This window comes from Nonomuraea sp. NPDC049684 (genome assembly GCF_044465345.1).
Taxonomy (GTDB): domain Bacteria; phylum Actinomycetota; class Actinomycetes; order Streptosporangiales; family Streptosporangiaceae; genus Nonomuraea.
This window is the reverse complement of the sequence record NZ_JBITLO010000015.1, coordinates 56,260-79,340: the sequence shown is the minus strand read 5'-3', so window position 1 is coordinate 79,340 and position 23,081 is coordinate 56,260. Positions and strand designations below refer to the sequence as shown.

At 74.5% G+C, this 23,081-nt stretch carries 23 protein-coding genes; 12 read left to right on the top strand and 11 right to left on the bottom strand.

What is annotated here, in order from left to right:
- Positions 1–25: 25 nt before the first annotated feature.
- Positions 26–433 carry a VOC family protein gene (locus ACIBST_RS37280; protein ID WP_397178270.1) on the bottom strand — a complete coding sequence of 136 codons (408 nt, stop codon included), beginning with the start codon at positions 431–433 and terminating at the stop codon, positions 26–28.
- An 84-nt stretch (positions 434–517) separates the two neighbouring features.
- Between ACIBST_RS37280 and ACIBST_RS37275 the strand changes: the two genes are divergently transcribed.
- A complete protein-coding gene (locus ACIBST_RS37275; RefSeq protein ID WP_397178269.1) occupies positions 518–1,093 on the top strand; it encodes a TetR family transcriptional regulator in 576 nt (191 codons plus the stop codon).
- A 190-nt stretch (positions 1,094–1,283) separates the two neighbouring features.
- Here ACIBST_RS37275 and ACIBST_RS37270 read toward each other — a convergent pair whose 3' ends face one another.
- The gene (locus ACIBST_RS37270; protein ID WP_397178268.1) at positions 1,284–2,444 is read right to left on the bottom strand and encodes a cellulose binding domain-containing protein; all 1,161 of its coding nucleotides are present in this window, start codon (positions 2,442–2,444) and stop codon (positions 1,284–1,286) included.
- A gap of 203 nt (positions 2,445–2,647) precedes the next feature.
- Here ACIBST_RS37270 and ACIBST_RS37265 point away from each other — a divergent pair, with 203 nt between their 5' ends.
- The 5 genes from ACIBST_RS37265 to ACIBST_RS37245 all read left to right on the top strand — a co-directional run bounded on the left by ACIBST_RS37265 (position 2,648) and on the right by ACIBST_RS37245 (position 9,207).
- Positions 2,648–3,040, top strand: a complete 393-nt coding sequence (locus ACIBST_RS37265; protein ID WP_397178267.1) for a VOC family protein — start codon at positions 2,648–2,650, stop codon at positions 3,038–3,040.
- Entirely contained in the window at positions 3,037–3,912 is an 876-nt protein-coding gene (locus ACIBST_RS37260; protein WP_397178266.1) for a sigma-70 family RNA polymerase sigma factor, read from the top strand. Before ACIBST_RS37265 ends, ACIBST_RS37260 begins: the two co-directional genes overlap by 4 nt.
- Before the next feature lie 169 nt (positions 3,913–4,081).
- Entirely contained in the window at positions 4,082–7,534 is a 3,453-nt protein-coding gene (locus ACIBST_RS37255) for a BTAD domain-containing putative transcriptional regulator (RefSeq protein ID WP_397178265.1), read from the top strand.
- Between the two features lie 45 nt (positions 7,535–7,579).
- The gene (locus ACIBST_RS37250; protein WP_397178264.1) at positions 7,580–8,221 is read left to right on the top strand and encodes a hemerythrin domain-containing protein; all 642 of its coding nucleotides are present in this window, start codon (positions 7,580–7,582) and stop codon (positions 8,219–8,221) included.
- Complete coding sequence (locus ACIBST_RS37245) at positions 8,221–9,207, top strand: hypothetical protein (protein ID WP_397178263.1); 987 nt, start codon at positions 8,221–8,223, stop codon at positions 9,205–9,207. The genes ACIBST_RS37250 and ACIBST_RS37245 overlap by 1 nt, the downstream gene beginning before the upstream one ends.
- Before the next feature lie 32 nt (positions 9,208–9,239).
- On the opposite strand, the gene ACIBST_RS37240 is transcribed toward ACIBST_RS37245, so the two are convergent.
- Positions 9,240–9,563 (bottom strand): cupin domain-containing protein, encoded by a 324-nt coding sequence (locus tag ACIBST_RS37240; protein WP_397178262.1) that lies wholly within the window; start codon positions 9,561–9,563, stop codon positions 9,240–9,242.
- Between the two features lie 70 nt (positions 9,564–9,633).
- Between ACIBST_RS37240 and ACIBST_RS37235 the strand changes: the two genes are divergently transcribed.
- Positions 9,634–10,608, top strand: a complete 975-nt coding sequence (locus tag ACIBST_RS37235; protein ID WP_397178261.1) for a helix-turn-helix domain-containing protein — start codon at positions 9,634–9,636, stop codon at positions 10,606–10,608.
- 3 nt (positions 10,609–10,611) lie between these two features.
- On the opposite strand, the gene ACIBST_RS37230 is transcribed toward ACIBST_RS37235, so the two are convergent.
- The 6 genes from ACIBST_RS37230 to ACIBST_RS37205 form a co-directional block, all read right to left on the bottom strand.
- Positions 10,612–10,959: a GNAT family N-acetyltransferase gene (locus tag ACIBST_RS37230; protein WP_397178260.1), complete on the bottom strand. Its 348-nt coding sequence runs from the start codon at positions 10,957–10,959 to the stop codon at positions 10,612–10,614.
- Between the two features lie 41 nt (positions 10,960–11,000).
- Positions 11,001–11,912, bottom strand: a complete 912-nt coding sequence (locus ACIBST_RS37225) for an alpha/beta fold hydrolase (RefSeq protein WP_397178259.1) — start codon at positions 11,910–11,912, stop codon at positions 11,001–11,003.
- Positions 11,913–12,144: 232 nt separating this feature from the next.
- Positions 12,145–13,401 (bottom strand): FAD-dependent monooxygenase, encoded by a 1,257-nt coding sequence (locus ACIBST_RS37220; RefSeq protein WP_397178258.1) that lies wholly within the window; start codon positions 13,399–13,401, stop codon positions 12,145–12,147.
- 56 nt (positions 13,402–13,457) lie between these two features.
- Positions 13,458–14,105 carry a maleylpyruvate isomerase family mycothiol-dependent enzyme gene (locus ACIBST_RS37215; RefSeq protein WP_397178467.1) on the bottom strand — a complete coding sequence of 216 codons (648 nt, stop codon included), beginning with the start codon at positions 14,103–14,105 and terminating at the stop codon, positions 13,458–13,460.
- Positions 14,105–14,938 (bottom strand): fumarylacetoacetate hydrolase family protein, encoded by an 834-nt coding sequence (locus tag ACIBST_RS37210; protein WP_397178257.1) that lies wholly within the window; start codon positions 14,936–14,938, stop codon positions 14,105–14,107. The genes ACIBST_RS37215 and ACIBST_RS37210 overlap by 1 nt, the downstream gene beginning before the upstream one ends.
- A complete protein-coding gene (locus ACIBST_RS37205; protein WP_397178256.1) occupies positions 14,935–16,089 on the bottom strand; it encodes a cupin domain-containing protein in 1,155 nt (384 codons plus the stop codon). The genes ACIBST_RS37210 and ACIBST_RS37205 overlap by 4 nt, the downstream gene beginning before the upstream one ends.
- Positions 16,090–16,168: 79 nt before the next feature.
- Here ACIBST_RS37205 and ACIBST_RS37200 point away from each other — a divergent pair, with 79 nt between their 5' ends.
- Entirely contained in the window at positions 16,169–16,945 is a 777-nt protein-coding gene (locus tag ACIBST_RS37200; protein WP_397178255.1) for an IclR family transcriptional regulator, read from the top strand.
- Between the two features lie 124 nt (positions 16,946–17,069).
- Here the strand turns inward: ACIBST_RS37200 and ACIBST_RS37195 are convergent, their stop codons facing one another.
- The gene (locus ACIBST_RS37195; protein ID WP_397178254.1) at positions 17,070–17,831 is read right to left on the bottom strand and encodes an IclR family transcriptional regulator; all 762 of its coding nucleotides are present in this window, start codon (positions 17,829–17,831) and stop codon (positions 17,070–17,072) included.
- Between the two features lie 68 nt (positions 17,832–17,899).
- On the opposite strand from ACIBST_RS37195, the gene ACIBST_RS37190 reads away from it, so the two are divergent.
- The 3 genes from ACIBST_RS37190 to dmpG are packed head-to-tail and all read left to right on the top strand — an operon-like array spanning position 17,900 to position 20,690.
- Positions 17,900–18,724, top strand: a complete 825-nt coding sequence (locus ACIBST_RS37190) for a 2-keto-4-pentenoate hydratase (protein ID WP_397178253.1) — start codon at positions 17,900–17,902, stop codon at positions 18,722–18,724.
- Positions 18,721–19,668 (top strand): acetaldehyde dehydrogenase (acetylating), encoded by a 948-nt coding sequence (locus tag ACIBST_RS37185; RefSeq protein ID WP_397178252.1) that lies wholly within the window; start codon positions 18,721–18,723, stop codon positions 19,666–19,668. The genes ACIBST_RS37190 and ACIBST_RS37185 overlap by 4 nt, the downstream gene beginning before the upstream one ends.
- Positions 19,665–20,690, top strand: a complete 1,026-nt coding sequence (gene dmpG / locus ACIBST_RS37180) for a 4-hydroxy-2-oxovalerate aldolase (protein ID WP_397178251.1) — start codon at positions 19,665–19,667, stop codon at positions 20,688–20,690. Before ACIBST_RS37185 ends, dmpG begins: the two co-directional genes overlap by 4 nt.
- Positions 20,691–20,693: 3 nt before the next feature.
- Here dmpG and ACIBST_RS37175 read toward each other — a convergent pair whose 3' ends face one another.
- Positions 20,694–21,362, bottom strand: coding sequence for a TetR/AcrR family transcriptional regulator (locus ACIBST_RS37175; protein ID WP_397178250.1), 669 nt, complete (start codon positions 21,360–21,362; stop codon positions 20,694–20,696).
- 174 nt (positions 21,363–21,536) lie between these two features.
- Between ACIBST_RS37175 and ACIBST_RS37170 the strand changes: the two genes are divergently transcribed.
- Positions 21,537–23,081: a bifunctional 3-(3-hydroxy-phenyl)propionate/3-hydroxycinnamic acid hydroxylase gene (locus ACIBST_RS37170; protein WP_397178249.1), complete on the top strand. Its 1,545-nt coding sequence runs from the start codon at positions 21,537–21,539 to the stop codon at positions 23,079–23,081.

Below are 23,081 nucleotides of genomic sequence, written 5' to 3'. Positions count from 1 at the left end.
GCGGGTCCAGCGCCCGGCGCCGGTCTCACTCGGGCGCGTACTGGGACGCGTACTCCTGCGAGGGCGGGATCGGCGTGATCACGTCCACGAGGACGCCGTTGGGGTCGGCGACGATGAAGTGCCGCTGGCCGAAGTCCTCGTCGCGCAGCGCCAGCTCCGGGGTCAGCCCCTCGCGCCCGACCAGGCGCTCCCACTCGGCGTCGACGTCGGCGACCTCGAAGTTGAGCAGCAGCCCCGCGACCGGGCGGCGGTAGGCGGCGGGCAACGTCGGGTGCCGGTGGTCGAGCAGGGCCAGCTCGTACGGGCCGCGGCGCAGGCTCACGTACCAGTCGGCCTCGAAGGTCACCTCGTATCCGAACAGCCGGACGTAGAAGTCCTTCGACGCGGCGAGATCGGCCGTGCACACCACCGGATACACGCTGCTCAGCTCCATGTGGTCCTCCTCATCAGTTTCACGTACCAACGGTATGTGGGCGTACACTATTTGGGATACCGTCGGTATGTCAAAGGGGACGCAGTGACCAGGTCGGAGCAGAAGGAACGCACCCGCCGCACGTTGCTCGCCACGGCGAGGCGCCTGTTCGCGACCAGGGGCTATGCCGGGGTGGGGCTGGCGGAGATCGTCGGCGAGTCCGGCGTCACCAAAGGCGCCCTCTACCACCACTTCGAGGGCAAGCCCGACCTGTTCCGGGCCGTCCTGGAACAGGTGCAGCGCGAGGTGGCCGACCGGGTCGCCGCGGCGGCCGACGCCGAGGACGACCCGTGGGCGCAGCTCAAGGCGGGCTGCGCGGCGTTCGTCGCGGCCGGGGCCGATCCCGACGTACAGCGGATCATGCTGATCGACGGGCCCGCCGTGTTGGGCTGGAACGAGTGGCGGGCGATCGACGAGGCCACCAGCGTCCGGCACCTGACCGAGGCGCTGGCCGCGCTCATCGCGGCCGGCGCCATCCCGGCCCAGCCGGTCGCGCCGCTGGCCCGCCTGCTGTCCGGGGCGATGAACGAGGCCGCGCTGTGGCTGGCGCAGTCGGCCCCGGACGAGCTGGCCGACACCCAGGCGGCACTGTCCCGCCTCCTCGACGCCCTGCGCGCCTGAAGCGGCGCACCCCCGCCACCGAGAGCACGCGCTCGCCCCGAGCCCGGCCGGCCGGGGCGGACGGCCGGTCGAGCTCGCCACAGCGGCCCGTCAGGTCAGCCCGGCAGGCCGGGGGCGAGGGGGTTGGGCTCGGCGGGGAGGGGCCGGGGGCGCCCATGTCGTCCCCGCCGAGAGGCTGCGAGCTGGAACGTCAGCCGGTGGCGCAGGTCTGCCCGTTGAGCGCGAAGCTCAACGGCGAGGGCGGCGCGCCGCCGGCGTACGCGGCGGTGAACCCGACCTGGGTCTGCGAGCCGACCCCGATGACCTTGTTCCACGGCTTGTTCACGCCGGCCACGCCCGCACCGGCCTGGGTCCAGGTCGCGGACCAGCCCGAGACGAGCCGCACGGCGGCCGCCGCCGGGTAGCCGACCGTCAGCGTCCACCCGTCGACCGGGGCCGTGCCGGTGTTGCGCACGACGAGCTCGGCGTCCAGCCGCGGCCCTCCCGTCGTGGCCCGGTACGTCACCGTGCACGGCGCGCCCGACGACGGCGTGGGCGACGGCAGCCCCTCCCTGGCCAGCGCGGACAGCGGGTCCGACGGCGCGCTGAGGTTGCCGCCCGCGTCCTCGGCGACCACGACGTACGTGTAACGCTGCCCGGCGACCAGGCCGGGTTCGGCGAAGTTCAGGCTCGGCGGAAGGACCGTGCCGACCCTGCGGTACGCCGTCGCCGTCTCCCGGTACACGTCGTACGACGTCACCGCCACGTTGTCGGTCGACGCCTGCCAGCAGAACGTGACGCCTGGATAGTCCTGCAAGCAGGCGTCGCGCAGCCCGGTGGGCCTGGACGGCGGCACGTGGTCGCCCGGCAGCGGGCTCGGCGAGCCGGTCGGGGTCATCCCGAGCGTCGCGGGCACCGTGATCAGGGCGGACGGCGGGCTGAGGTGCCCCGCCAGGTCCCTGGCCACGACGTACATCGTGTACAGGCGGTTCAGCTCGCCGGAGAAGCCGCCGATCGTGCTGGTCGTGCTGGCGGCGAGGACGAAGCCGTCCGGGTCCAGGCGGTACAGGTCGTACCCGGCGACGCCCGTGTCGTCGGAGGAGGCCGACCAGCAGATGGACGCGTAGCCGGTCGGGTTGGCGGCGAACGGCACCGGACACGGCCGCAGCCCGCCGGGGCGGGTCGGCGGCGCGTCGTCGGCGGCCCCGGAGACGCCCGTCCCGGGGACAGCGGCGGCGGGGACGGCCGCGTACGCGACGTCGTGCGCCGCCGGGACGGAGGCCAGAGCCGTCCTCCCGGTCGGGCCGATCGCCAGCGCGGCGAGGAACAACGCCAGAGTGAGGAATCCGAGGGTGAGGCCAACCGCTCCCAAGGATCGTCTGCCAGGCCGCATAGGGCCCCCTTCTGATCGAGCCTGCACCCCCTCGCAGTGATCGTGAACGAGCTTTCATGTTCCGTAAAGCCGCGAACCCGCCGGGCCGGACCGGCCGTGTTACCTTTCCCCGCCGCCACTCGTCATGGGGGTGACGACCGAGAACGAACGGTCGTCGGACCCACGAGTGAATCGAGAGCAGGATGCTGACCACCATCATGTACACGACGGTCTACGTCACCGACCAGGACCGGGCGCTGGAGTTCTACACCGCGGGGCTCGGGCTGGAGAAGCGCATCGACGTCCGGGGGCCCGAGGGCCGCTTCCTCACCGTCGGCGTGCCGGGAAGCCCGGTCCAGATCCTCCTGTGGTCGTACGCGCCGGCCGCCGGACAGCCGGGCGACGCGGGCGGGAGCGGCGCGCCGGGCCCGCTGATCCTGGAGTCCGACGACCTGCGCAAGGACTTCGAGGTCATGCGCGGGCGGGGTGTCACCTTCAGGGAGTCCGAGCCCGTGGACTATCCGTTCGGCGTCCGCGTCGAGGCGGTGGATCCGGACGGCAACCGGATCTCGCTCCGTCAGCAGCGCAGGCCGTGAACGTGCACCCGTCCGGCCCGGTGGCCGAGGCGTTCGAGGCCCAGCGCGATCGGCTGCGCGCCGTCGCCTACCGCGTGCTGGGCTCGCACGCCGACGCCGAGGACGTGGTCCAGGAAGCCTGGATACGGCTGGTCCGCCAGGACGTGAGGGCCATCGGCAACCTGGCGGGCTGGCTGACCACCGTGGTCGGCCGCCTCAGCCTGGACCTGCTGCGATCCCGCCAGAGCCATCCCGAGACGGCGTACGGGCAGGACTTCACGGACCTCCTGGTGACGCCCGACGACGAGCCTGCGCCGGACGAGCAGGCGGCGCTGGCCGACTCGGTCGGCCTCGCCCTTCTCGTGGTGCTGGACTCGCTCACTCCGAGCGAGCGGCTGGCGTTCGTCCTGCACGACCTGTTCGCGGTCCCGTTCCATGAGATCGGCCACATCCTGGGCCGGTCCGCCGACGCCGCCAAGATGATCGCCAGCCGCGCCCGCCGCAAGGTCCGGTCCACGGACCGGGCGGCGGGCCCCGGCCGCGAGCACCGGGAGGCCGTGGACGCCTTCCGCGCCGCCGCGCTCGGCGGCGACTTCGAGGCGCTCCTGCGGGTCCTCGACCCGGACGTGAAGCTGACCGTGGACACCCCCGGCGGCGTGGTCGTCACCCTCGGCGCGACCGCCGTCGCCGCCGGAGCCCGCATGTTCTCCGGCGAGGTCGCCGGGCAGCGGCCGGTGCTGGTCGACGGGCTCCCCGGCCACCTGTCCTGGCGCGCCGACGGCACCCCGCTGTCCGCCATCGCCTTCACCGTCGCCGGCGGCCGGATCACCGGCATCCACATCATCGTCGACCCGGCCAAACTCACCACCCTCGACCGCCCCACTCCCGCCTGACCCGGTCCCGGTGCCGTCGGGGCCCGCCCAGGGCCTGCAAGTCGTGCCGGGTCCGGGGGCGGCAAGGCGTGCAGGCTGGCCCGGGCGCGGCGGGGTGGGTCGGGCGGGCCGGGTGGCGTCGTGAATGTCGCGTCTGGACCGGTTGAAAGGCGGCCCCTAGCATGGGCGCGTGCGGCTGAACGTCCTCGGGCCCATGGAACTCGTCGTGGCCGGGCAGGCCGTACCGGTCGGGCCGCCCAAGCAACGGGCCCTGCTCGCCCTCCTCGCGATGCACGCCGGCCGCGTGCTCCCCGCCGACCTGCTGGCCGACCGGCTGTGGGCCGGCGACCCGCCGCCGAGCGTCCAGGGAAGCCTGCAGGTGTACGTCTCCAACCTGCGCCGCCGGCTGGAGCCCGACCGGCGGCCGGGCGCGACCCCGGCCGTCCTGGTCAGCGCCGCCGACGGCTACGGCCTGATGACCGGCGGGCTCGTCCTGGACACGACCGAGTTCGGCACGCTCGTGTCGGCCGGTTCCGCCCACCTGGCCGCGGGACGGCACGAGCAGGCGGCGGCCGACCTCGCCGAGGCGCTCGGCCTGTGGCGCGGCGACCCGTACGCGGACGTGCGCGCGCAGGAGTGGGCGCAACCGGAGATCGGCCGCCTGGAGCAGGTACGGCTGGACACGGTGGAGGCGCTCGCCGCGGCCCTGCTGGAACTGGACCGCCACACGGACGTGGTCGCGCGGCTCGACCCGTTCGTCCGCGAGCACCCGCTGCGGGAGCGCGCCTGGGAACTGCTGGTGCTGGCCCACTACCGCGCCGGTCGGCAGGCGGCGGCCCTGGAATGCATGCGCGGGGTGCGCGCCCTGCTCGCCGGGGAACTGGGCATCGACCCGGGCCCGCGGCTGCGCGCGCTCGAAGCCGCGGTGCTCCGCCAGGACGCCGCACTGTTACCACCTGCCCGTCCCGCCACCCCGCCGCCCGCCACCCCGCCGCCCGCCACCCCGCCGCCCGCCACCCCGCCGCCGCCGTCAACGCCGCTCGCCACCGCGCCGCCGTCAACGCCGCCCGCCCCGCCAGGAACGCCGCCAGGAACACCGCCAGGAACGCCGCCAGGAACACCGCCTGGAGCGCCGTCGCCCACGCCGGTGCGCCCGGCGGCGCCCGGTGCGGGCGAGTCCGCGCCGGACCGGCACGTGTTCGTCGGCCGGGAGAGCGCGCTCGCGTTCCTGACCGAGGCGGCCGCGGCGGCGTCCGCCGCCGGGCAGGTCGTGCTGGTGGACGGCGAGCCGGGCGTCGGCAAGACGAGCCTGCTGAGGCGGTTCCGCGCGACCGCCGGCGTGCCGGTCGGCTGGGGGGCCAGCCCCGACCACGAGACCGCGCCCGCCCTGTGGCCATGGGAACGCGTCCTGCTCGACCTCGCCGCCGCGGCCCCGCAGGCCGCCCTGCCCGGCGAGGTGGGCACGTTCCTGTCGGGCGGCCCGGAGGCGGTCCCGGCCTCCGACGCGCAGGGGGCGCGGCTGCGGTTCTTCGAGGCCGTCGGCGCGTTCCTGGCCGCGGTCGGCCCGGCGGTCGTCGTGCTGGAGGACCTGCACGCCGCCGACGACGCCACGCTGCGGCTGCTGGTCCACGTGGCCGCCACCGCCCGGCCGGGCCTGCTGCTGGTGGCGACGTTCCGGCGGCACGAGGCGTCGGCGCTCACCGCCACGCTGTCGGCGCTGTCCCGGCTCGGCGCGCGCCGGCTCGGGCTGGACGGGCTGGCCGCCGAGGAGGTCCGCGCGCTGGTCAAGGAGATGTCCGGCCGCGATCCGGGCGGCCACGGGGCCGAGGAGCTGCGCTGGCGCACCGCCGGGAACCCGTTCTTCCTCGCCGAGCTGGCAAGGGCGGGCGGCGGGCTGCCGCAGGGCGTCCTGGATGTCGTGCTGCACCGGGTGGCGGGCCTGGGGGAGGAGGCGGCCCGCGTGCTGGAGCTGGCCGCCGTGATGGGCGACGAGTTCGAGGCGGTCGTCCTGGCCCGGGTCGCCGGCGGCACGGTCGGCGACCTGCTGCCGTCGCTCGACGCGGCGCTCGGCGCGGGGCTGGTCCGGGAGTCGGCCTACCGGCTGGGCGGCTACGAGTTCGCGCACGCCCTGGTGACCGACGCGCTGTTGTCGCGCCGGTCGCGGCTGTGGCGGGCGCGGGTGCACGAGCAGGTGGCGGCCGCACTCACCGCCGTGCACGGCGACCGCGACGTCCGCGACGACCGCGCGGCGGTGATCGCGCGGCACTGGCTGGCGGCGGCGGAGCTGGGCGCGGAGCCCGCCCGCATGGCGATGGACTACGCGGCCCGCGCCGCGCGGGCGGCCCTGCGCCGGCACGCGCCCGACGACGCGGCCGTGTCCTGGCAGGAGGCGCTGGCGGCCGCCGAGCCGGCCGGCGCGAGCGCGGCCGAGCGGTTCGAGCTGGCCGTCGGGCTGGCGGAGAGCCGTTACGCCGCCGGCCGGTTCGACGAGGGCTACGAGGCGGTCGAGCAGGCGCTCGCCCTGTCCGGCGACGACCTGGACAAAGCCGTCAGAGCCGCCGACATCGCGATGGGCCACGGCATCTGGGTGCCCTTCCGGTACGGCGTCGACGTGGCCGCCGTACGCGACGCGGCGGACCGGGCCGCGCGCGGGCTGCCGCCGTCCACACCCGCCTGGGCGACGGCGCAGGCCGTCAGGGCCGTCGTGCTCGCCCAGACCGGCCGCGAGGACGAGGTCGGCGCGGTCTCCGCGCGGGCCGTGGCGGCGGCCGAGCGCCTGGACGACCCCGCCCTGCTGCGGCGCGTCCTGCACCTGCGGCTCATCGCCCTGCAGGGGCAGGACTTCGTCGAGGAGCGCGCCGGGACCGCCCGCCGCCTGCTGGCCGAGCCGGACCTGTCGCCCCAGCTCAGGGTGATCGCGCAGCTCCACCTCGTCGCCCACCACGTGGAGCACGGCAGGGTGGCGCAGGCCCGCGACCTGCTGGCGGAGATCGGCACGCTGCTGCGCGACCTGCACAATCCCACGCTGGCGCTCCAGGCCGCGGTGACGCACGTGGGGCTCGACCTGTTCCAGGGCGTCCCCGGCCCGGCCCGGCACTTCGAGCCCGTCAGGGCGACGTTGTCGTTCGCCGACCTGGCCTACTTCGAGCTCAGCATGCTCGCCGGACGGGCCGAGACGATCATCCAGGAGGAGCGCCTGGGCGAGGAGGCGGCCTGGATCGAGGAGATGGCCCGGCACACCGGCCTGGCCGGGCCCGCCTACGCCCTGGCGTACGCGCTGGCGGAACTGGGCGAGCCCGAGCGCGCCCGGCGGATCCTGCGCGAGACGCCCATGCCGCCGCGCGACTACCACTGGGCGATGGCCGCCATGTGCCGGCTGCACGCGGCGATCCGGCTCGGCGAGCTGGACGTCGTCCGGGAGGTCTACGACGCGTTCCGTCCGTTCGCCGGGCTGCTGCACGTGAACGGCGCCTGCACCACCGTCGACGGCGCGTACGACGGCCACCTGGGCGAGGCGCTGCTGGCGCTCGGCGACCGCGAGGGGGCGCGGGCCCACCTGAGCGAGGCGGTGCGCCAGCTTGAGCGGGCGGGGGCGGCCTACTGGCTGACAAGGGCCCGCCAAGCCCTCGCCAAGTGCACGTAGAGGCCCGGCGCGCACGCTGTTCCCGACACGTGAGGGAACAGACTGATGATCACACCAGAACACCTGACCGGCTTCCTGATGATGCACGCCGGTTTCCGCGCCGAGTTCGGCCGCCTGGCCGAGGCGTGCGGCGACCCGCGTGACGACGCGCACGAGGAGCTGCTGGAGGAGCAGCTCGCGCTCGTGCTGGACATGCTGCACGCCCACCACGCGCACGAGGACGCCACCCTGTGGCCCAAGCTCACCGTCCGCGCCCCGCGGGCGGCGGACGCGCTGGCCGAGCTGGAGTCCGAGCACTCCCTGCTGGACCCGCTGATCGAGGCCGCCGCCGACCGCGGGGCGCCCCTGGCCGGGCGCGCGCCCGTCCTGCGGCGGCTGCACGAGCTCGTCAACGAGCACCTCGACCACGAGGAGCGGGTCGCCGTGCCGCTCATGCTCGCCCACCTCACCCCCGGCGACGTCGAGGCCGACCGGCGGCAGGCGATGGACGACTTCGGCCGCCGCCGGGTCCCCGTCATCCTCGGCTGGCTCGCCTCCGGCGCCGACGCCCGCCTGCTCGCGGCGTCGTACGCGGACCTGCCGGTCGTGGCCCGGCTGATGTTCCGCCTGTTCTGGTGGCCGGCCTACCGGCGGCGCTTCACCCGCCTGTACGGCACCACCCCCGCCGACCTGATCCTGGAGCCGTGATGACCGCATCCGCACCGGCCCTCTCGCCGCGCCTGGCGGCCGAGGTGTTCGGCCGCGCCCTGGTCTGCGAGTACGCCTCGCTCACCCGCGACGGCCGCCCCGTCACCTGGCCCGTCACGCCGTACGCCGGGGCGGGCGGCACGCTGGACGTCAGCACCGGGCTCACCTACCCGGACAAGGCCGAGCGCGCCCGCCGGGACCCGCGCGTCGCGCTGCTGTGCTCCGGCGCGCAGGGCGGCCCGGACCGGGAGCCCGTCGTCCTGGTGCAAGGCCGGGCGACCGTGCGCGACGCGGACCTGCAGGCCGGCACCGACCGGTACGTCCGCGAGTCCCTGGCCAAGACCGGCGCCGGGTTCGCCGGGATGCCGTGGTTCCTGGTGAGACGGCTGGGCTGGTACTTCGCCCGCATCTGGGTGGAGGTCACCCCCGAGCGGATCGTCTGGTGGCCCGAGGGCGACCTGTCCAGGACGCCGGAGATCTGGATCGGCCCCCCGGACGTCGCCGTGCCCGCCTCCGACCCCGCCCCCACCGGCCCCCGGCTGCCGAGCCGGTCGGCCCCGCCGGCGGACTGGCGGCCGTTCGCCGCCCGCGCCGCCCGCCTGGGCGAGCCCGTCGTCACCATGGTGGCCGACGGCATGCCGCTGGCCGTGCGCACCCGCTCGGCCGTACGGACGGAGGCGGGCTTCGACCTGCGGCTGCCCGCGGGCGTCCAGGCGGCCGGCGGGCCGGTGTGCCTGACCTTCCACCGGCACGGCCCGGCCATGGAGTGGCAGGAGAACGTCGTGCTGGTCGGGCGGGCCACCGGCGCGGGGGACCGGTTGAGCGTGCGGGTCGAGCGGGCGCTCAACGACTGGAGCCTGGCGGGGAGCCGCCGGGAGCGCAGCCGCTCGTTCCTCGGCCAGGGCAGGCTGCTGAGGAAGCGGCTGGAGGCCGAGGCCGCCCGCCGCGGCCAGCCCGTCCCCCGCGTCCGCCGCCCGCGCGACTGACGCCGCCCGCCGGTCCCCGGCCTGCGGCGTCCCTACGGGGTGAGGATGCTGATGCCCAGCATGCGGGCGCCCGTCTCGGTGCGCGGTCGATGCGTGCTGCCCGGCGCGAACACGACGTAACTGCCCGGCCCGAGCCGCCGCCCCCGGTCGATGAACTCGCCGGAGATCACGTAGTAGCGTTCCTCGCCGTCGTGCACGTCCGCCTCGGGCCATTCGGCGCCCGGGGCGAAGTCGTACATCCAGCCGCGGGCCCGGTCGGTGGCGGGCAGCCGCCGCCGGACGATCCCGGGGACGACCTCGACCGCCTCCACCTCGTCGACGTGCAGGATCTGGACGTCGTTCGCATCTTGCGTCATGACCCCATCGTCGCGGCGGACGCCGTCCCCGCCCAGTGTCTGGATTGACGCGTGGCGGTATTTTCCTGCCATGACCGTTCAGCGAGTGGTGGCGCTGGTCCTGCCGCCGCAGTCCACGTTCGAGCTGGCGTGCGCGGCGGAGGTCTTCGGCGTGCGCCGGCCGGGGCTGCCCGCCCGCTACACGTTCCAGGTGTGCGCCGAACGTCCGGGCGCCGTGCCGACCCTGGCCGGGTACGACATGGCGGTGGGCGCGGGCCTGTCGGCGCTGGAGGCCGCCGACACGGTGGTGATCCCCGGATGGCACCGCCGCGACGACCCGGCGCCGCCCGCCGTGGTCGACGCGATCCGGCGGGCACACCGGCGAGGCGCCCGGATCGTCGCGATCTGCTCGGGAGCCTTCCTGCTCGCCGAGACCGGACTGCTCGATCGCCGCAGGGCGACCACCCACTGGCGGCTCGCCGCCGAGCTCGCGGACCGCTTTCCCGGCGTACAGGTCGAACCCGACACGCTCTACATCGACCTGGGCGACCTCGCCACCAGCGCCGGCACCGCCGCCGGCATCGACCTGTGCCTGCACCTGGCCCGCGCCGACCACGGCGCGGCCTACGCCGCGCACATCGCCCGCCACATGGTCATGCCGCCGCACCGCGAGGGCGGCCAGCTCCAGTACAGCACCGCGCCGCCCACGGACCGACGGCCGGAGTCGCTGGCGCCGCTCCTCGACTGGGCCGCCGAACGGCTGCACGAACCGCTCACCCTCGACGACCTCGCCGCACGGGCCGGGGTCTCCCCGCGGACCCTCGCCCGCAGGTTCGCCGGGCAGCTCGGCGTCAGCCCCGGCCGATGGCTGCTCCAGCAGCGCGTCACGGCGGCGCGGGCCCTGCTGGAGGAGACCGACCTCCCCGTGGAGACGATCGCGGCCAGGGTCGGCCTGTCCTCGGCCGCCAACCTCCGCAGGCGTTTCCACTCCCTGGTGCACGCCACGCCCGCCGCCTACCGCCGCTCGTTCGGCGATCACGACGGCGGCCTCTCCCGGCGACCGTGACGGTCAGGGGCGGGGTTCGTCCCCCCAGGCCACCGGCGTGACCTCGCCGGTCTCCCAGTCCGAGCGCAGGATCGCGTAGCCGACCGAGTCGTACAGTCGTCCGTCGCGTCCCGGCCAGGCCCGGCGGTAGTGCGCCTCCTTCGCGAAGCCCGCGCCGCGGAGGACGGCACGCATGGCCAGGCTGTCCTGCCGGGTGGTGCCCTCGATCCGGGTGATCCCCGGCAGCTCGGTGAACAGGTGGCCGGTCAGCCGGCGCACCGCCCGGCCGCCGAGGCCGCGGCCCCGGTGGGCGGCCCTGATGCGCAGGTCGAAGACGGGCCCCTCGTCGGCGAGGTCCTGCAACCTGATCAACCCTGATCCAGCCTTCTGCCAGATCCCCGCGACCGGCCGGATCACCGGCCCCGCGCCTCCCCGGCGACGCGCTCGACGGCCTGGACGGCGACGCCGGGCTCGTCGACGTAGATGTAGTGCCCGCTGCCCGCGGCCGTGCTCAGCCTGCTGCGGCCCGACAGCGCCAGCCACTTGCGCTGGCCGGCCGCCCACGCCCGCTCCAGGCGCGGCCCGTACTCGGGCAGCGCCTCCAGGTACGGCTTGCCGTGCCGGACGACCTCGACCGGGATGTCACCGGCGGAGCGGACCTCGCCGTCGGCGATGACCAGCTTCTCCGGGTTCTGCCCCTGAAAGATCGCCAGGTTCTGCGCGCGCAGCTCGGCGGCCGGGCCCTTGGCGGACTTCGGGATCGCCTTCTCGATGTCGCTCATCATGGTGGGCGGGGTGGCGTCCAGCAGGACCAGCCCCTTGACCCTGTCCTGGTGGTCGGGGGCGTACCGGGCGGCGATCAGCCCGCCCAGCGAGTGACCGGCCAGGACGACCGGGGTCTTCCCGGCGACGCGGTCCAGCACGCCGGTCAGGATCCGGCCGCTGCCGGCGAGGTCCTGCGGGCCGTCCGGCTGGTCGCTCGCGCCCGCGCCGAGCCGGTCGTAGGAGCAGACCCGGTGCTTGCCGCTCAACGTCTTCTGCAGGGACGCCATCTTGTCCAGCCCGTCGCCGCCGCCGTGCATCAGGACGACGACCGGACCGCCCTCGACCGGCTCGCCCGAGCAGGACACGTTCACCGACCGTCCCGCCACGGTGATCTTCTGGGTGCCGGAGATCGGAGCGGCCCCGGACGTCGGCGCGGCGGAGGTGGAGGCGGCGAAGGGATCCCACTTCTCCATCGCGTCGCCGTCGCAGCCGGCCACCCCCGCCCCGAGACCGACGCAGCACAGCGCGGCGGCAAGGGGTGTCCTGATCTTGGCGAGCATGAAGTCCTCCAATGGGCCGGCCGCCGCGAAGGCGATGCGCACGGCGGGGTACGAGCGGGAAAAGGGCCGGCGGAACGCCGTGGCCGCCCCGCAACGTTACGGAGCGGCCGGCGCCTTGATCGTCACCGCACGGTGGACATTCCCCGGTAGCTCGCACGGGGGACAGAGCATGCTCATCCCGCACGGCCGCGCTCCCGCGTCGAGCGCGGTGCGCGGGCGTGCCGGGGGAGGGTCACAAGGAGGCGGAGTCCAGGGGGATCGGGCGGAACATCTCCGGCTCGTCGTCGGGGGTCAGGGCCGTCGGGCCGAAGATCCAGTCCACGAACGCGTAGTCGTGGACGTCGCGCTCCCGCAGCAGGGCGTTGCGCTGCAGTCTCCGGACGCCCTCCAGGTGCCACAACGCGCCCCACGCCCGCGCCGTGCCGACCACCCGGCGGCAGTGCTCGGGCCGCACCGCCTCGTAGGCGGCCAGCGCCCGGTCCCAGTCCACCGCCGGGCGGCCCTCGGCGCGCTGGGCGGCGACGTGCTCGCCGAGCACCCAGCCGTCCTCGATCGCCATGATCGCGCCCTGCGCCATGTACTGCAGCGGCGGGTGCGCGGCGTCGCCGAGCAGCGCGATCCGCCCGGTCACCCAGGTCATGATCGGGTCGCGGTCGAACATCCGCCACCACCGGTCCCGCCACATCAGCGGCAGGCCCTGCTGGACCTGGTCGCAGGTGCCCGCGAACGCCGCGTCCAGCTCGTCGGGGGTGCCCCAGTCGTCCTCGCCGGCCAGCGCCTTCGGCGACTCGAACACGGCCACCTGGTTGAACGTCTCCGCGCCCCGCAGCGGGTACTGCACGAAGTGGCAGCGCGGTCCGACGTACACGACGACGTCCATGTCGTGCACGTCGTTGCCGGCGACCTGCTCGAACGGCACCGCGCAGCGGTAGGCGACATATCCGGAGCTCACCGGCTCGTCGTGGACCAGCAGTTCGCGGGCGATCGAGTGCAGTCCGTCGGCGGCGATCACCGCGTCCGCCTCGTCCACGACGCCGTCGGCGAATCGCACGCGGGCGCCGCCCTCGACGTTCTCGTACCAGGTGCAGCGGGCGTCGGTGAGCAGCTCGACGCCCGCCCGCTCGCAGGCGCGCAGCAGGATGCCGTGCAGGTCGCTGCGGTGGATCACCAGGTAGGGGTAGCCGTAGCGGCGCTCGACGTCGCGCAGGTCGAGCCGGGTCAGCTCGGCGGCGTCCAGGGCGTCCTTCATGACCATGCTCTCGGGCAGCACGCCGAGCGCGGACGCCTCGGCCAGCAGGCCGTAACGGTCCAGGATGCGGGTGCAGTTCGGGGCGAGCTGCAGGCCGGCGCCGACCTCGCCGAACGCCGAGGCCTGCTCGTACACCCGGACCCGCAGGCCCTGGCGGACCAGGGCGAGGGCGGCGGACAGACCGCCGATGCCGCCCCCGACGACGATCACGTCGGCACGGGTGGAGGGGAGGGTGCCCATAGGATCTTCCTTCTCGCCACAGCCACGGAGTTCTCGCCACGGCCACGCAGTTCTCGTCACAGCCACGGAGGCAGGGTCGGCGGGCGTCCGCCGTCGGCGGCCGTCACCCCGGACGCCGGGCGTCCGGCCAGGTAGGCGGTCACGTCGGGCAGCGACCCCTCGACGTCGGGCACCGCGCCGGGCCCGCGCTTGGCGCGGATGTCCTCCCGCAGCTCCCGCAGGAAGCCGTCGGGAAGGTCGGCGAAGGTGAGCCCGGTGGCCAGGTCCACCGCGTGCACCATGACCTCCCGGCTGCGCATCCAGGGGATCTCGCTCGCCGGGACGGTCCGTCCCTGCGCGGTCACCACCTCGGCCCGCCACGCCTCCTCGGGCAGTGCCGCCATGGCGGTGGCCAGGGTCGCGGCCGACTCGGTGAACCACCGGGCCAGCTCGCCGGCGTCCAGCAGGGCGCCCCGCTCGATCCCGGCGGCGCGCGCCTGCGGCGAGGCGTACATCGGGGCCGGCTCGCCGGTGCGCGCCCAGCGGACCAGGTTGCCGATCGCCTCGGCGTTCGCCGCCAGGTGCGCCACGACGTGCTTGCGCGTCCAGCCGGGCAGGGCCGACGCGGCGTCGTACTCCCGCTCGGACAGACCGGCGATCGCCGACGCGCACAGGCCGGTCCCCGTCTCGACCCACGCGAGCGTGGTGGCCAGGTCGCGGGCCATCACGCGCCCTCGGTGACGACGCGGTTCTCCAGCCTGCCCAGCCCCTCGATCTCGGTCACGACGAGCTCACCGCCGCGCAGGAAGACCGGCGGCTTGCGCGCGTGGCCGACGCCGCCCGGCGTGCCGGTCGCGATCACGTCGCCAGGGTTGAGCCGGACCATCGTCGAGACGTAGCGGACCAGGTGGACCGGGTCGAAGAGCAGGTCGCCGGTGTTGTCCAACTGCATCACCCGGCCGTCCACCTCGCACCGGACGTCGAGCGCCGGCCGCGGGCCGGTCTCGTCCGCGGTGACCAGGAACGGGCCGATCGGGGTGGTGGAGTCCCAGTTCTTGCCCTGCAGCCACTCCCGGGTCCGGAACTGCCAGTCCCGGCAGGTGACGTCGTTGAGCACGGTGAACCCGGCGATCGCGGCGACCGCCCGCTCCTCGTCCGCCCGCCGCACCGGCCGGCCGATGACCACGGCGAGCTCGGCCTCCCAGTCGAACTGGTCGGTCTCCGCCGGACGCCGGATGTCGTCCGCGGCGCCGATCAGCGTGTCGGCGAACTTGGCGAACAGCGTCGGGTACTCCGGCAGGTCGCGGCCCATCTCCTTGATGTGGTTCTGGTAGTTCAGCCCCACGCAGACGACCTTGCCCGGCCGCGGCACGACCGGGGCGAGGTCGGCTCCGGCGAGCGGGTGACGCGGGCCGTCGGCCGTCGCGGCGGCGTCCAGGCCGCCGGGCGCGGCCAGCACCGCGCCGACGTCGGTCCGGCCCACCTCGACGAGCTCGTCGCCCTCGACGCGGACGGCGGCGGTGCGGTGGTCGTCCAGGCGGACGGTGGCGAGCTTCATCGGCTGTTCTCCTCGGTGTGGCTGCGGTACAGGCCGAGCCTGGTGAAGATCGGGGCGTCGCTGAACTGGAACAGGTCCAGCGCGCCGGAGTCGGAGTCGGAGGCCGACGCCTCCGAGCGGATCGACAGCGGCTGCCAGGACGGCACGACGAACAGGTCGCCGCGGCTCACCCGCCAGGACCGGTCGCCGACGGTGACCTGGCCGGACCCGTCGAAGACCTGGTAGACCGACGAGCCGGTCTCCCGGTACGGCGCGGTCTGCACGCCCGTCGTGATCCGGTGGAACTGCGCCCGGATCGTCGGGAGCACGTCGCCGGCGGTCGTCGGGTCGATGTAGCGGACCAGGGCGTGGCCGGGCTCGACCGGGCCCGCGTGCCCCTCCCGCTCCAGCGCGAGCTGGTCGGTCAGCGCGGCGTCGGTGTCGGTCCAGCGGTAGCAGAGCAACGGCGTGCCCTCGTGCCGTCGGAGCTGGGAGACTGGGGCCAGGCCGGGGTGCCCCCAGAGCCGTTCGGCGCGCGAACGGTCGGGGGTGGCGTGCTCCTCCTCGGTGAGGGTGTCCCGGCCGAAGTCGAAGAACTGCGCCTCGACGCCGTACTGGAAGGGGATGTCGAGGCCGTCGATCCAGGCCATGGGCGTGTCGGCCGCGTTGTGGTGGGCGTGCCAGTGCAGGCCGGGCTGGGGGAGGAAGTCGCCGCGGCGCATCGGCACCGGGTCGCGCTCGACCACGGTCCACACGCCCTCGCCCTCGACGACGAAGCGGAAGGCGTTCTGGCTGTGCCGGTGCTCGGGGGCGTTCTCGCCCGGCATCAGGTACTGGATCGCGGCCCACAGGGTCGGCGTCGCGTACGGCTTGCCGCCCAGGCTGGGGTTGGCCAGCGCGATCGCCCGGCGCTCGCCGCCGCGGCCGACCGGGACCAGCTCACCGGCGCGGCCGGCGAGGTCGAGCAGCGTGCCCCACTCCCACCGGTGCGGCTGCGCGGTGGAGCGCGGGTGCGGCGGCATCAGGTCGCCGATCTCCGTCCACAACGGGACGAGCAGCGCCTTCTCGAAGCCTCGGTAGAGGTCCTCCAGCTCGGGGCTGAGCGAGGGCTGGTCCGGCCGGTCCACGGCGGCGATCTTGACCGGCGAGCCGCCGGCGTTCACGTGGGGCATGGCCCCGACTATCCGCGCAGGCGACCGGGCTGGAAAAGAGGATTCTGCACAGCGGAATTGATGTGCCAGGATCGATTCCATGGCCAAGCCCATGAAGACGCCGCCGGCCTACGCGCCCAGCAGCGTCGACCATGCCCTGCGGCTCGCGCAGATCCTCCAGCTCGACGGGGTGATCACCGTCTCGGCCGCCGCCGATCGGCTCGGCGTGGCCCGCTCCACGGCCCACCGGCTGCTGACCGCGCTGGTGTACCGCGATTTCGCGGTGCAGAACGACGACCGCAGCTACCGGGTGGGCCCCGTCCTCGCGCTGGCCGAGCGCGCGCAGTCCGACGTCGGCGCGCTGCGGGCGGCGGCGCTCGGCGAGATGCGGGCGCTGGTCGACCGGATCGACGAGACGGTGAACCTCAGCATCCGCACCGGGCGCAACGTGCGCTTCATCGCCTCGGTCGAGTGCGGGCAGGCCCTGCGGGTGGGCAGCCGTGAAGGCATGGTCTTCCCGGCCCACCAGGCCACCGGCGGCCTGGTGGCGCTGGCGGCCCTCTCGGACGAGGAACTGGCGCAGCTCTACGCCCCCGACGACCGGGCCGATCCGGCCGAGGAGCTGCCCGACCTGGCGCGGCTGCGGCGGGACCTGCGGTCCGTACGGCACAGCGGCGTCGCGCTCAACCTGGAGCGCACCGAGCGGGGCGTGGTCGCGCTGGGATGCCCGGTGAAGGGCCGCGACGGCGCGACCGGCGCGGCGCTGTCGATCTCGATGCCCAGCGTCCGCTACTCCCCGAAGGAGATCAAACCCCTCGTCACCGCGCTCACCGCCGCGGCCGACGCGATCAGCCGCGCCCTCTCGGCCACCGGTTGACCGGAGGAAGTCGCGCCCTCTCGGCCACCGGTTGACCGGAGGAAGTCGCGCCCTCCCGGCCACCGGTAGACGGAGGAGGTCGCGCGCTCTGTGCCGCCGGTTCACCTCCGGCCGGGCCGTCGCCTCACCTCAGGAGGTCGCGCCGGGTGAGCGTGCTGCCGAGCGCGGCCGCCGCCGCGCGTACCGCGGCCACGTGCCCCTCGGGCCGGAACCGGCCGGTGGGGCCGGCCACGCTGATCGCGGCCAGCGGCTCGTCGCCGCGCCCCAGCACCGGCGCGGCGACGCACACCAGCCCGACGGCCGACTCCTCGGCCTCGAACGCGACCCCGGTCTCCGTGACGCGCCGCAACTGGCCGCGCAGGATGCTCGGCACGACGACGGTGTGCGGCGTACGCCGTTCCAGCGGCCCGGTCAGCACCTCGCGCCGCAGGTCGGGCCCGGCGTAGGCGAGCAGCGCCTTGCCGATCGCGGTGCAGTGGAGCGGCATCCGGCCGCCGGTGCGCGAGGGCGCCCTGGCCTGGCGGTGGCCGCCGATCTTGGCGACGTAGACGACGTCGTGCCCCTCGCGCACGCCGAGGTGCACGGTCTCGTGGGTGCGTTCGTAGAGGTCCTGCAGGAACGGCATCGCCAGTTCGAGCAGGCTGCGTTCCAGCGAGGCGAGCATGCCCAGCTCGAACAGGCCGCGGCTGAGCCGGTAGCCGCCGTCGGCGCGGTCGAGCAGGCGGTTGGAAACCAGATCGCCCGACAGCCGGTGGACGGTCGCCTTGTGCAGGCCGGTGCGCCGCACCAGCTCGGCGAGGCTGACGACCCGGTCGTCGGGCCGGAAGGCGCGCAGGATCGTCACCGCCTTGCCCAGCACGGTGTCGAGATCCGCCCGATCGGTCACCCGCACAGCGTATCGCTGAACGAGACGATGTGCTGGTTGGGACGGCATCCTGCCTGCACAGTGGGGGGATGAACGAAACCAACGGGCCCGCCGCCGCGAGCCCGTCCGACATCGCCGCCGCGGCCGGGCGGCTGGCCGGCGCCGCCGCGTCCGGCGTGCCGTGCGCCCCCGTGCGGGATCTGATCGGCCGCGACGACCTGGCCGCGGCGTACGCCGTCCAGGCCGCGCTGGCCGCCTCCCGGCTGGCCGCCGGCGCGCGGATCACCGGACGCAAGATCGGCCTGACGTCGGAGGCGGTGCAGCGCCAGCTCGGCGTCGACCAGCCCGACCTGGGCGTGCTGTTCGATGACATGGCCTACGCCGACGGCGACGCGATCCCGGTCGGCCGGATCCTCCAGCCGCGGGCCGAGGCGGAGATCGCGTTCGTGCTCGGCGCCGACCTGGACGACGGCCCGCTCGACGCCCTCCAGGTCCGCGCCGCGATCGAGTACGCCGTCGCCGCGCTGGAGATCTGCGGCAGCCGGATCGCCGGCTGGGACATCTCCTTCGGCGACACGGTCGCCGACAACGCCTCCGCCGGCGCCTACGTCCTCGGGACGGAACGCCGCACCCTCGGCGAGTTCGACCCCGTGGACGTCGCCATGTCGATGAGCATCGGCGGCCAGGAGGTCTCCACCGGCACCGGCGCGGCCTGCCTCGGCGACCCGATAGAGGCGGTCGTGTGGCTCGCCCGCATGGCCCGCGACCTCGGCGAGCCGCTGCGCGCGGGCCAGGTCGTCCTGTCCGGCGCGCTCGGCCCCATGCGGCCGGTCGCGGCCGGCGACACCGTCACCGCCACCCTGTCCGACCTCGGCACGGTGACGGTCCGCTTCACCGAAGGAGCAGCAGCATGAGCAGGACGAAGGTCGCGATCATCGGCTCGGGCAACATCGGCACCGACCTGATGATCAAGGTGTTGCGCGGCTCGCGCCACCTGGAGATGGGCGCCATGGTCGGCATCGACCCGGCGTCCGACGGTCTGGCCCGCGCCGCCCGGATGGGCGTGCCGACGACGTCCGAGGGCGTCGACGGGCTGATCGCGCTGCCGGGCTTCGACGAGATCGGCATCGTCTTCGACGCCACCTCGGCCAAGGCGCACGAGGTGAACGCCGCCAAGCTGCTCCCGCTCGGCAGGCGGCTGATCGACCTGACCCCGGCGGCGATCGGCCCCTACGTCGTCCCGGCCGTCAACCTCGACGAGCATCTCGACGCCCCCGACGTGAACATGGTCACCTGCGGCGGCCAGGCCACGATCCCGATCGTCGCCGCCGTCAGCCGGGTGGCGCCCGTCGAGTACGCCGAGATCGTCGCGTCCATCGCCTCGAAGTCGGCCGGGCCGGGCACCCGGGCCAACATCGACGAGTTCACCGAGACCACCTCGGCCGCCATCGAGCAGATCGGCGGGGCGCGCCGCGGCAAGGCGATCATCATCCTCAACCCCGCCGACCCGCCGCTGATCATGCGGGACACCGTCCTGTGCCTCGTCGCGGCGCCGGACCCCGCCGTCCACGACGAGATCCGCCGGTCGGGCGAGAAGATGGTCGCCGACGTCGCCGCCTACGTCCCCGGCTACCGGCTCAAGCAGCAGGTGCAGATCACCGAGGTGCCCGCCGACCAGCCGGTGGAGACGCTGCTGGCGGCCGGCGCGGCGCGGCCCACCCACCAGGTGTCGGTGTTCCTCGAGGTCGAGGGCGCCGCGCACTACCTCCCGGCCTACGCCGGCAACCTCGACATCATGACCTCCGCCGGCCTGCGGGTCGCGGAGCGCATCGCCGCACGGAAGGCGGGCCTTCGATGACCATCCCGATCTTCGTCCAGGACGTCACCCTGCGCGACGGCATGCACGCCGTCCGCCACCGCATCGGCCTGGAGGACGTCAAGCGCATCGTCACGGCGCTGGACCGGGCCGGCGTCGACGCGATCGAGGTCGCGCACGGCGACGGCCTGGCCGGCGGGTCGCTGAACTACGGTCCCGGCTCGCACACGGACTGGGCGTGGATCGAGGCGGCCGCGTCGGTGTTGGAGCGCGCCCGCCTGACCACGCTGCTGCTGCCGGGAGTCGGCACCGTGCACGAGCTGAAGCGCGCCTACGACCTCGGCGTGCGGTCCGTCCGGGTCGCCACGCACTGCACCGAGGCCGACATCTCGGCCCAGCACATCGCCGCGGCCCGCGAGATCGGCATGGACGTGTCCGGGTTCCTGATGCTCTCCCACATGGCCCCGCCCGAGGAACTGGCCCGGCAGGCCAAGCTCATGGAGTCCTACGGCGCGCACTGCGTCTACGTCACCGACTCCGGCGGCCGGCTCACCATGAACGACGTGGCCGCGCGGGTGCGCGCGTACCGGGACGTGCTCGACGCCGGGACCGAGATCGGCATCCACGCCCACGAGAACCTCTCGCTGTCGGTCGCCAACTCCGTCGTCGCGGTCGAGAACGGCGTCTACCGGGTCGACGCGTCGCTGGCAGGTCACGGCGCGGGCGCGGGCAACTGCCCGCTGGAGGCGTTCGTCGCGGTCGCCGACCTGTCGGGCTTCGAGCACCGGTGCGACCTGTTCCAGCTCCAGGACGCCGCCGACGACATCGTCCGCCCGTTGCAGGACCGTCCGGTGCGGGTCGACCGGGAGACGCTAACCCTGGGGTACGCCGGCGTCTACTCGTCGTTCCTGCGGCACGCGGAGGCCGCCGCCGCGCGGTACGGCGTCGACGTGCGCGACATCCTGATGGAGTGCGGCCGTCGCCGGCTGGTCGGCGGCCAGGAGGACATGATCGTCGACATCGCCCTCACGCTCGCCGCCGCGCGCGAGCAGCAGCCCGCCTGACCGTCAGCCGCCGGGCGCGCTCCGGCGGCCGGCGAGCAGCGACTCGCCGATCGCCACCAGGGCGTCGGCGAGCTGCTCCATGAACTCCGCGATCGGCTTGCCGTCCCCGGACTGGAGCGAGACGAAGGCGCCGTCGAAGCCGGCCATGCCGAAGTGGGCGAGGGCGTCGGCGACCGCGTCCGCGGCCTCCTCGCCCTCGCCGGCGAACGACGAGCGGATCATGTGCCGCATGAGGTCGCGGCCCTCGCCGCGGACGTCGACGACGGTCCGCGTCGCCTCCGGGGCCTCGGCGGCCTCCTCGCTCATCACCAGCACCAGCAGCAGGCGCAGGAACTCCTCGCGGTGCACGAAGACCTCGCCGGTGCGGCGCAGGTACCAGCCCAGGCGTTCGCGGGGGGTGCCGCCCGCCGGCGGGTCGCGGTGGGCCTCGCGCATGGCCTCGAAGAAGCCCCGCGCCCCCTGGGCCATGACGGCCGACAGCAGCCCCGCCTTCGACTCGAAGTGGTGGTAGAAGGCGCTCTTGGGCAGGCCCGTCTCCTTCACGAGCGTCGAGATCGACGTCCCGGCGTAGCCGCGCACGGACATCACCCGGGCGGCCGCGTCGAGGATCTCCTGCCGGGACCGGCGGCCGCGGCTGTTTCCGGTGTGCGCCTCCTGCGCCGACTTCTCCACCAGCCGAATTCTAGGGACCGCGGAACAGCGGTCCGGCCGCGGTCTGAGTGACCGGTTCGTGAGCAGGTCTTGACACGTCGCCGCAGGTCGTTGTTACTCTCCACGCAATTGGACCGAACGTTTGGTCCAAAAGTGCCGCATCGGATCACCGGCGGCCGAGAACGGAGTCAGCGCATGACCGACAGCTACGACGCGGACGTCGCGATCGTCGGGTACGGCCCGACCGGCGTGATCGCCGCGCTCACCCTCGCCAGGTACGGCGTGTCCGCCGTCGCCCTGGAACGGGACACCGACATCTACCCCCGGGCACGGGCGGTGACCGTCAACGACTGGACGATGCGGATCTTCCAGGACCTCGGCATCGACGAGCGGATCGAGAAGAAGATCGACCCCCAGCGGGCCCTGCGCTGGGTCACCTACGGCGGCCGGGAGATCATGCGGATCGAGCACCCGCCCTCGACGCTGGGCCGCAAGGCGCGCTTCTACAACATCTACCAGCCGACCATGGAGGCCGAGCTGCGCGCGGCCGCCCAGGAGCACGGCGACCGCATCACCGTCCACCACGGCGCCGACGTCACCGGCGTCGCCCAGGACGCCGACGGCGTCACCGTCACCTCCACGGACACCGCGACCGGCCGCACGCGCACCACCCGCGCCCGGTACGCGATCGCCGCCGACGGCGGCGCCAGCACGATCCGCGGCGAGGTGGGCTGCCGCCTGCTGGGCGACACCAACGACGTCACCTGGGTGGTCATCGACTGCCGCGTCAAGCGCTGGTGGCCTGACCGCGACTTCCTGACGTTCTGGTCGGACAGGGAGCGGCCGGTCGTCGACATCGCGCTCTCCGCCGGCAACCACCGGTGGGAGATCCCGCTCAAGCCGGAGGAATCCCCCGCGGACTACCCGACCAGCGCCGAGGTCTGGCCGCTGCTGAGGGCGCTGGGCGTCACCGAGCAGGACGTCGAGATCCACCGGCACGCCTTCTACAAGCACCACGTCCGCATGTGCGACGCCTGGCGCCAGGGCCGGGTGTTCCTGGCCGGGGACGCGGCCCACCTGATGCCGCCGTGGGCCGGCGCCGGCATGCAGTCCGGCATGCGCGACGCCCACAACCTGGGCTGGAAGCTCGCCCGGGTGATCAGAGGCGAGCTGCCCGAGAGCTGGCTGGACACCTACGAGGCCGAACGGCGTCCGAACGCCGCCTTCTACACCGGCCTCGCGGTCCAGCTCGGACGGGTCATCAAGCAGGAGCTGTCCGAGGAGGAGCAGGCCGCGATGAACGCCGTCCCCCAGGACACGGTCACGCCGTACGAGCCGCCGCTCTCCGCGCCGCCCGTCCTGGAAGGCGGGTGGATCAGGGGGCCGCTGGGCGACGCCAGCATCGTCGGCCGGATGGTCCCGCAGCCGGTCGCCGGCGACGCCACCGGCCGGATGGCCCGCCTGGACGACCTGCTCGGCGACGGCTTCGTGCTGCTCGGCGACGACGTCGACCCGGCGACCCTGCTGACGGCGCAGGAGAGGGCCGGCTGGGACGCGCTCGGCGCCCGCTACCTCGCCGTACGGCCGAAGACGGCCTACACGCGGGGGCCGGAGGAACTGGTCGACCTCGACGAGATCCTGCTGCCCTGGCTGCGCAGGTACGGCGTCCGCGCCGTGGCCGTCCGTCCCGACAAGTTCGTCGCCGCGGCCGACGTCAGCGGCCTGGCCGTGCCCGCCTGA

Bases quoted from the DNA above. Each gene is read 5' to 3' on its own strand.
- ACIBST_RS37280 (WP_397178270.1), bottom strand. From the start codon at position 433: ATGGAGCTGAGCAGCGTGTATCCGGTGGTGTGCACGGCCGATCTCGCC.
- ACIBST_RS37265 (WP_397178267.1), top strand. From the start codon at position 2,648: ATGCTGACCACCATCATGTACACGACGGTCTACGTCACCGACCAGGAC.
- ACIBST_RS37250 (WP_397178264.1), top strand. From the start codon at position 7,580: ATGATCACACCAGAACACCTGACCGGCTTCCTGATGATGCACGCCGGT.
- ACIBST_RS37245 (WP_397178263.1), top strand. From the start codon at position 8,221: ATGACCGCATCCGCACCGGCCCTCTCGCCGCGCCTGGCGGCCGAGGTG.
- ACIBST_RS37240 (WP_397178262.1), bottom strand. From the start codon at position 9,563: ATGACGCAAGATGCGAACGACGTCCAGATCCTGCACGTCGACGAGGTG.
- ACIBST_RS37235 (WP_397178261.1), top strand. From the start codon at position 9,634: ATGACCGTTCAGCGAGTGGTGGCGCTGGTCCTGCCGCCGCAGTCCACG.
- ACIBST_RS37225 (WP_397178259.1), bottom strand. From the start codon at position 11,912: ATGCTCGCCAAGATCAGGACACCCCTTGCCGCCGCGCTGTGCTGCGTC.
- ACIBST_RS37220 (WP_397178258.1), bottom strand. From the start codon at position 13,401: ATGGGCACCCTCCCCTCCACCCGTGCCGACGTGATCGTCGTCGGGGGC.
- ACIBST_RS37215 (WP_397178467.1), bottom strand. From the start codon at position 14,105: ATGGCCCGCGACCTGGCCACCACGCTCGCGTGGGTCGAGACGGGGACC.
- ACIBST_RS37210 (WP_397178257.1), bottom strand. From the start codon at position 14,938: ATGAAGCTCGCCACCGTCCGCCTGGACGACCACCGCACCGCCGCCGTC.
- ACIBST_RS37205 (WP_397178256.1), bottom strand. From the start codon at position 16,089: ATGCCCCACGTGAACGCCGGCGGCTCGCCGGTCAAGATCGCCGCCGTG.
- ACIBST_RS37200 (WP_397178255.1), top strand. From the start codon at position 16,169: ATGGCCAAGCCCATGAAGACGCCGCCGGCCTACGCGCCCAGCAGCGTC.
- ACIBST_RS37190 (WP_397178253.1), top strand. From the start codon at position 17,900: ATGAACGAAACCAACGGGCCCGCCGCCGCGAGCCCGTCCGACATCGCC.
- ACIBST_RS37185 (WP_397178252.1), top strand. From the start codon at position 18,721: ATGAGCAGGACGAAGGTCGCGATCATCGGCTCGGGCAACATCGGCACC.
- dmpG (WP_397178251.1), top strand. From the start codon at position 19,665: ATGACCATCCCGATCTTCGTCCAGGACGTCACCCTGCGCGACGGCATG.
- ACIBST_RS37170 (WP_397178249.1), top strand. From the start codon at position 21,537: ATGACCGACAGCTACGACGCGGACGTCGCGATCGTCGGGTACGGCCCG.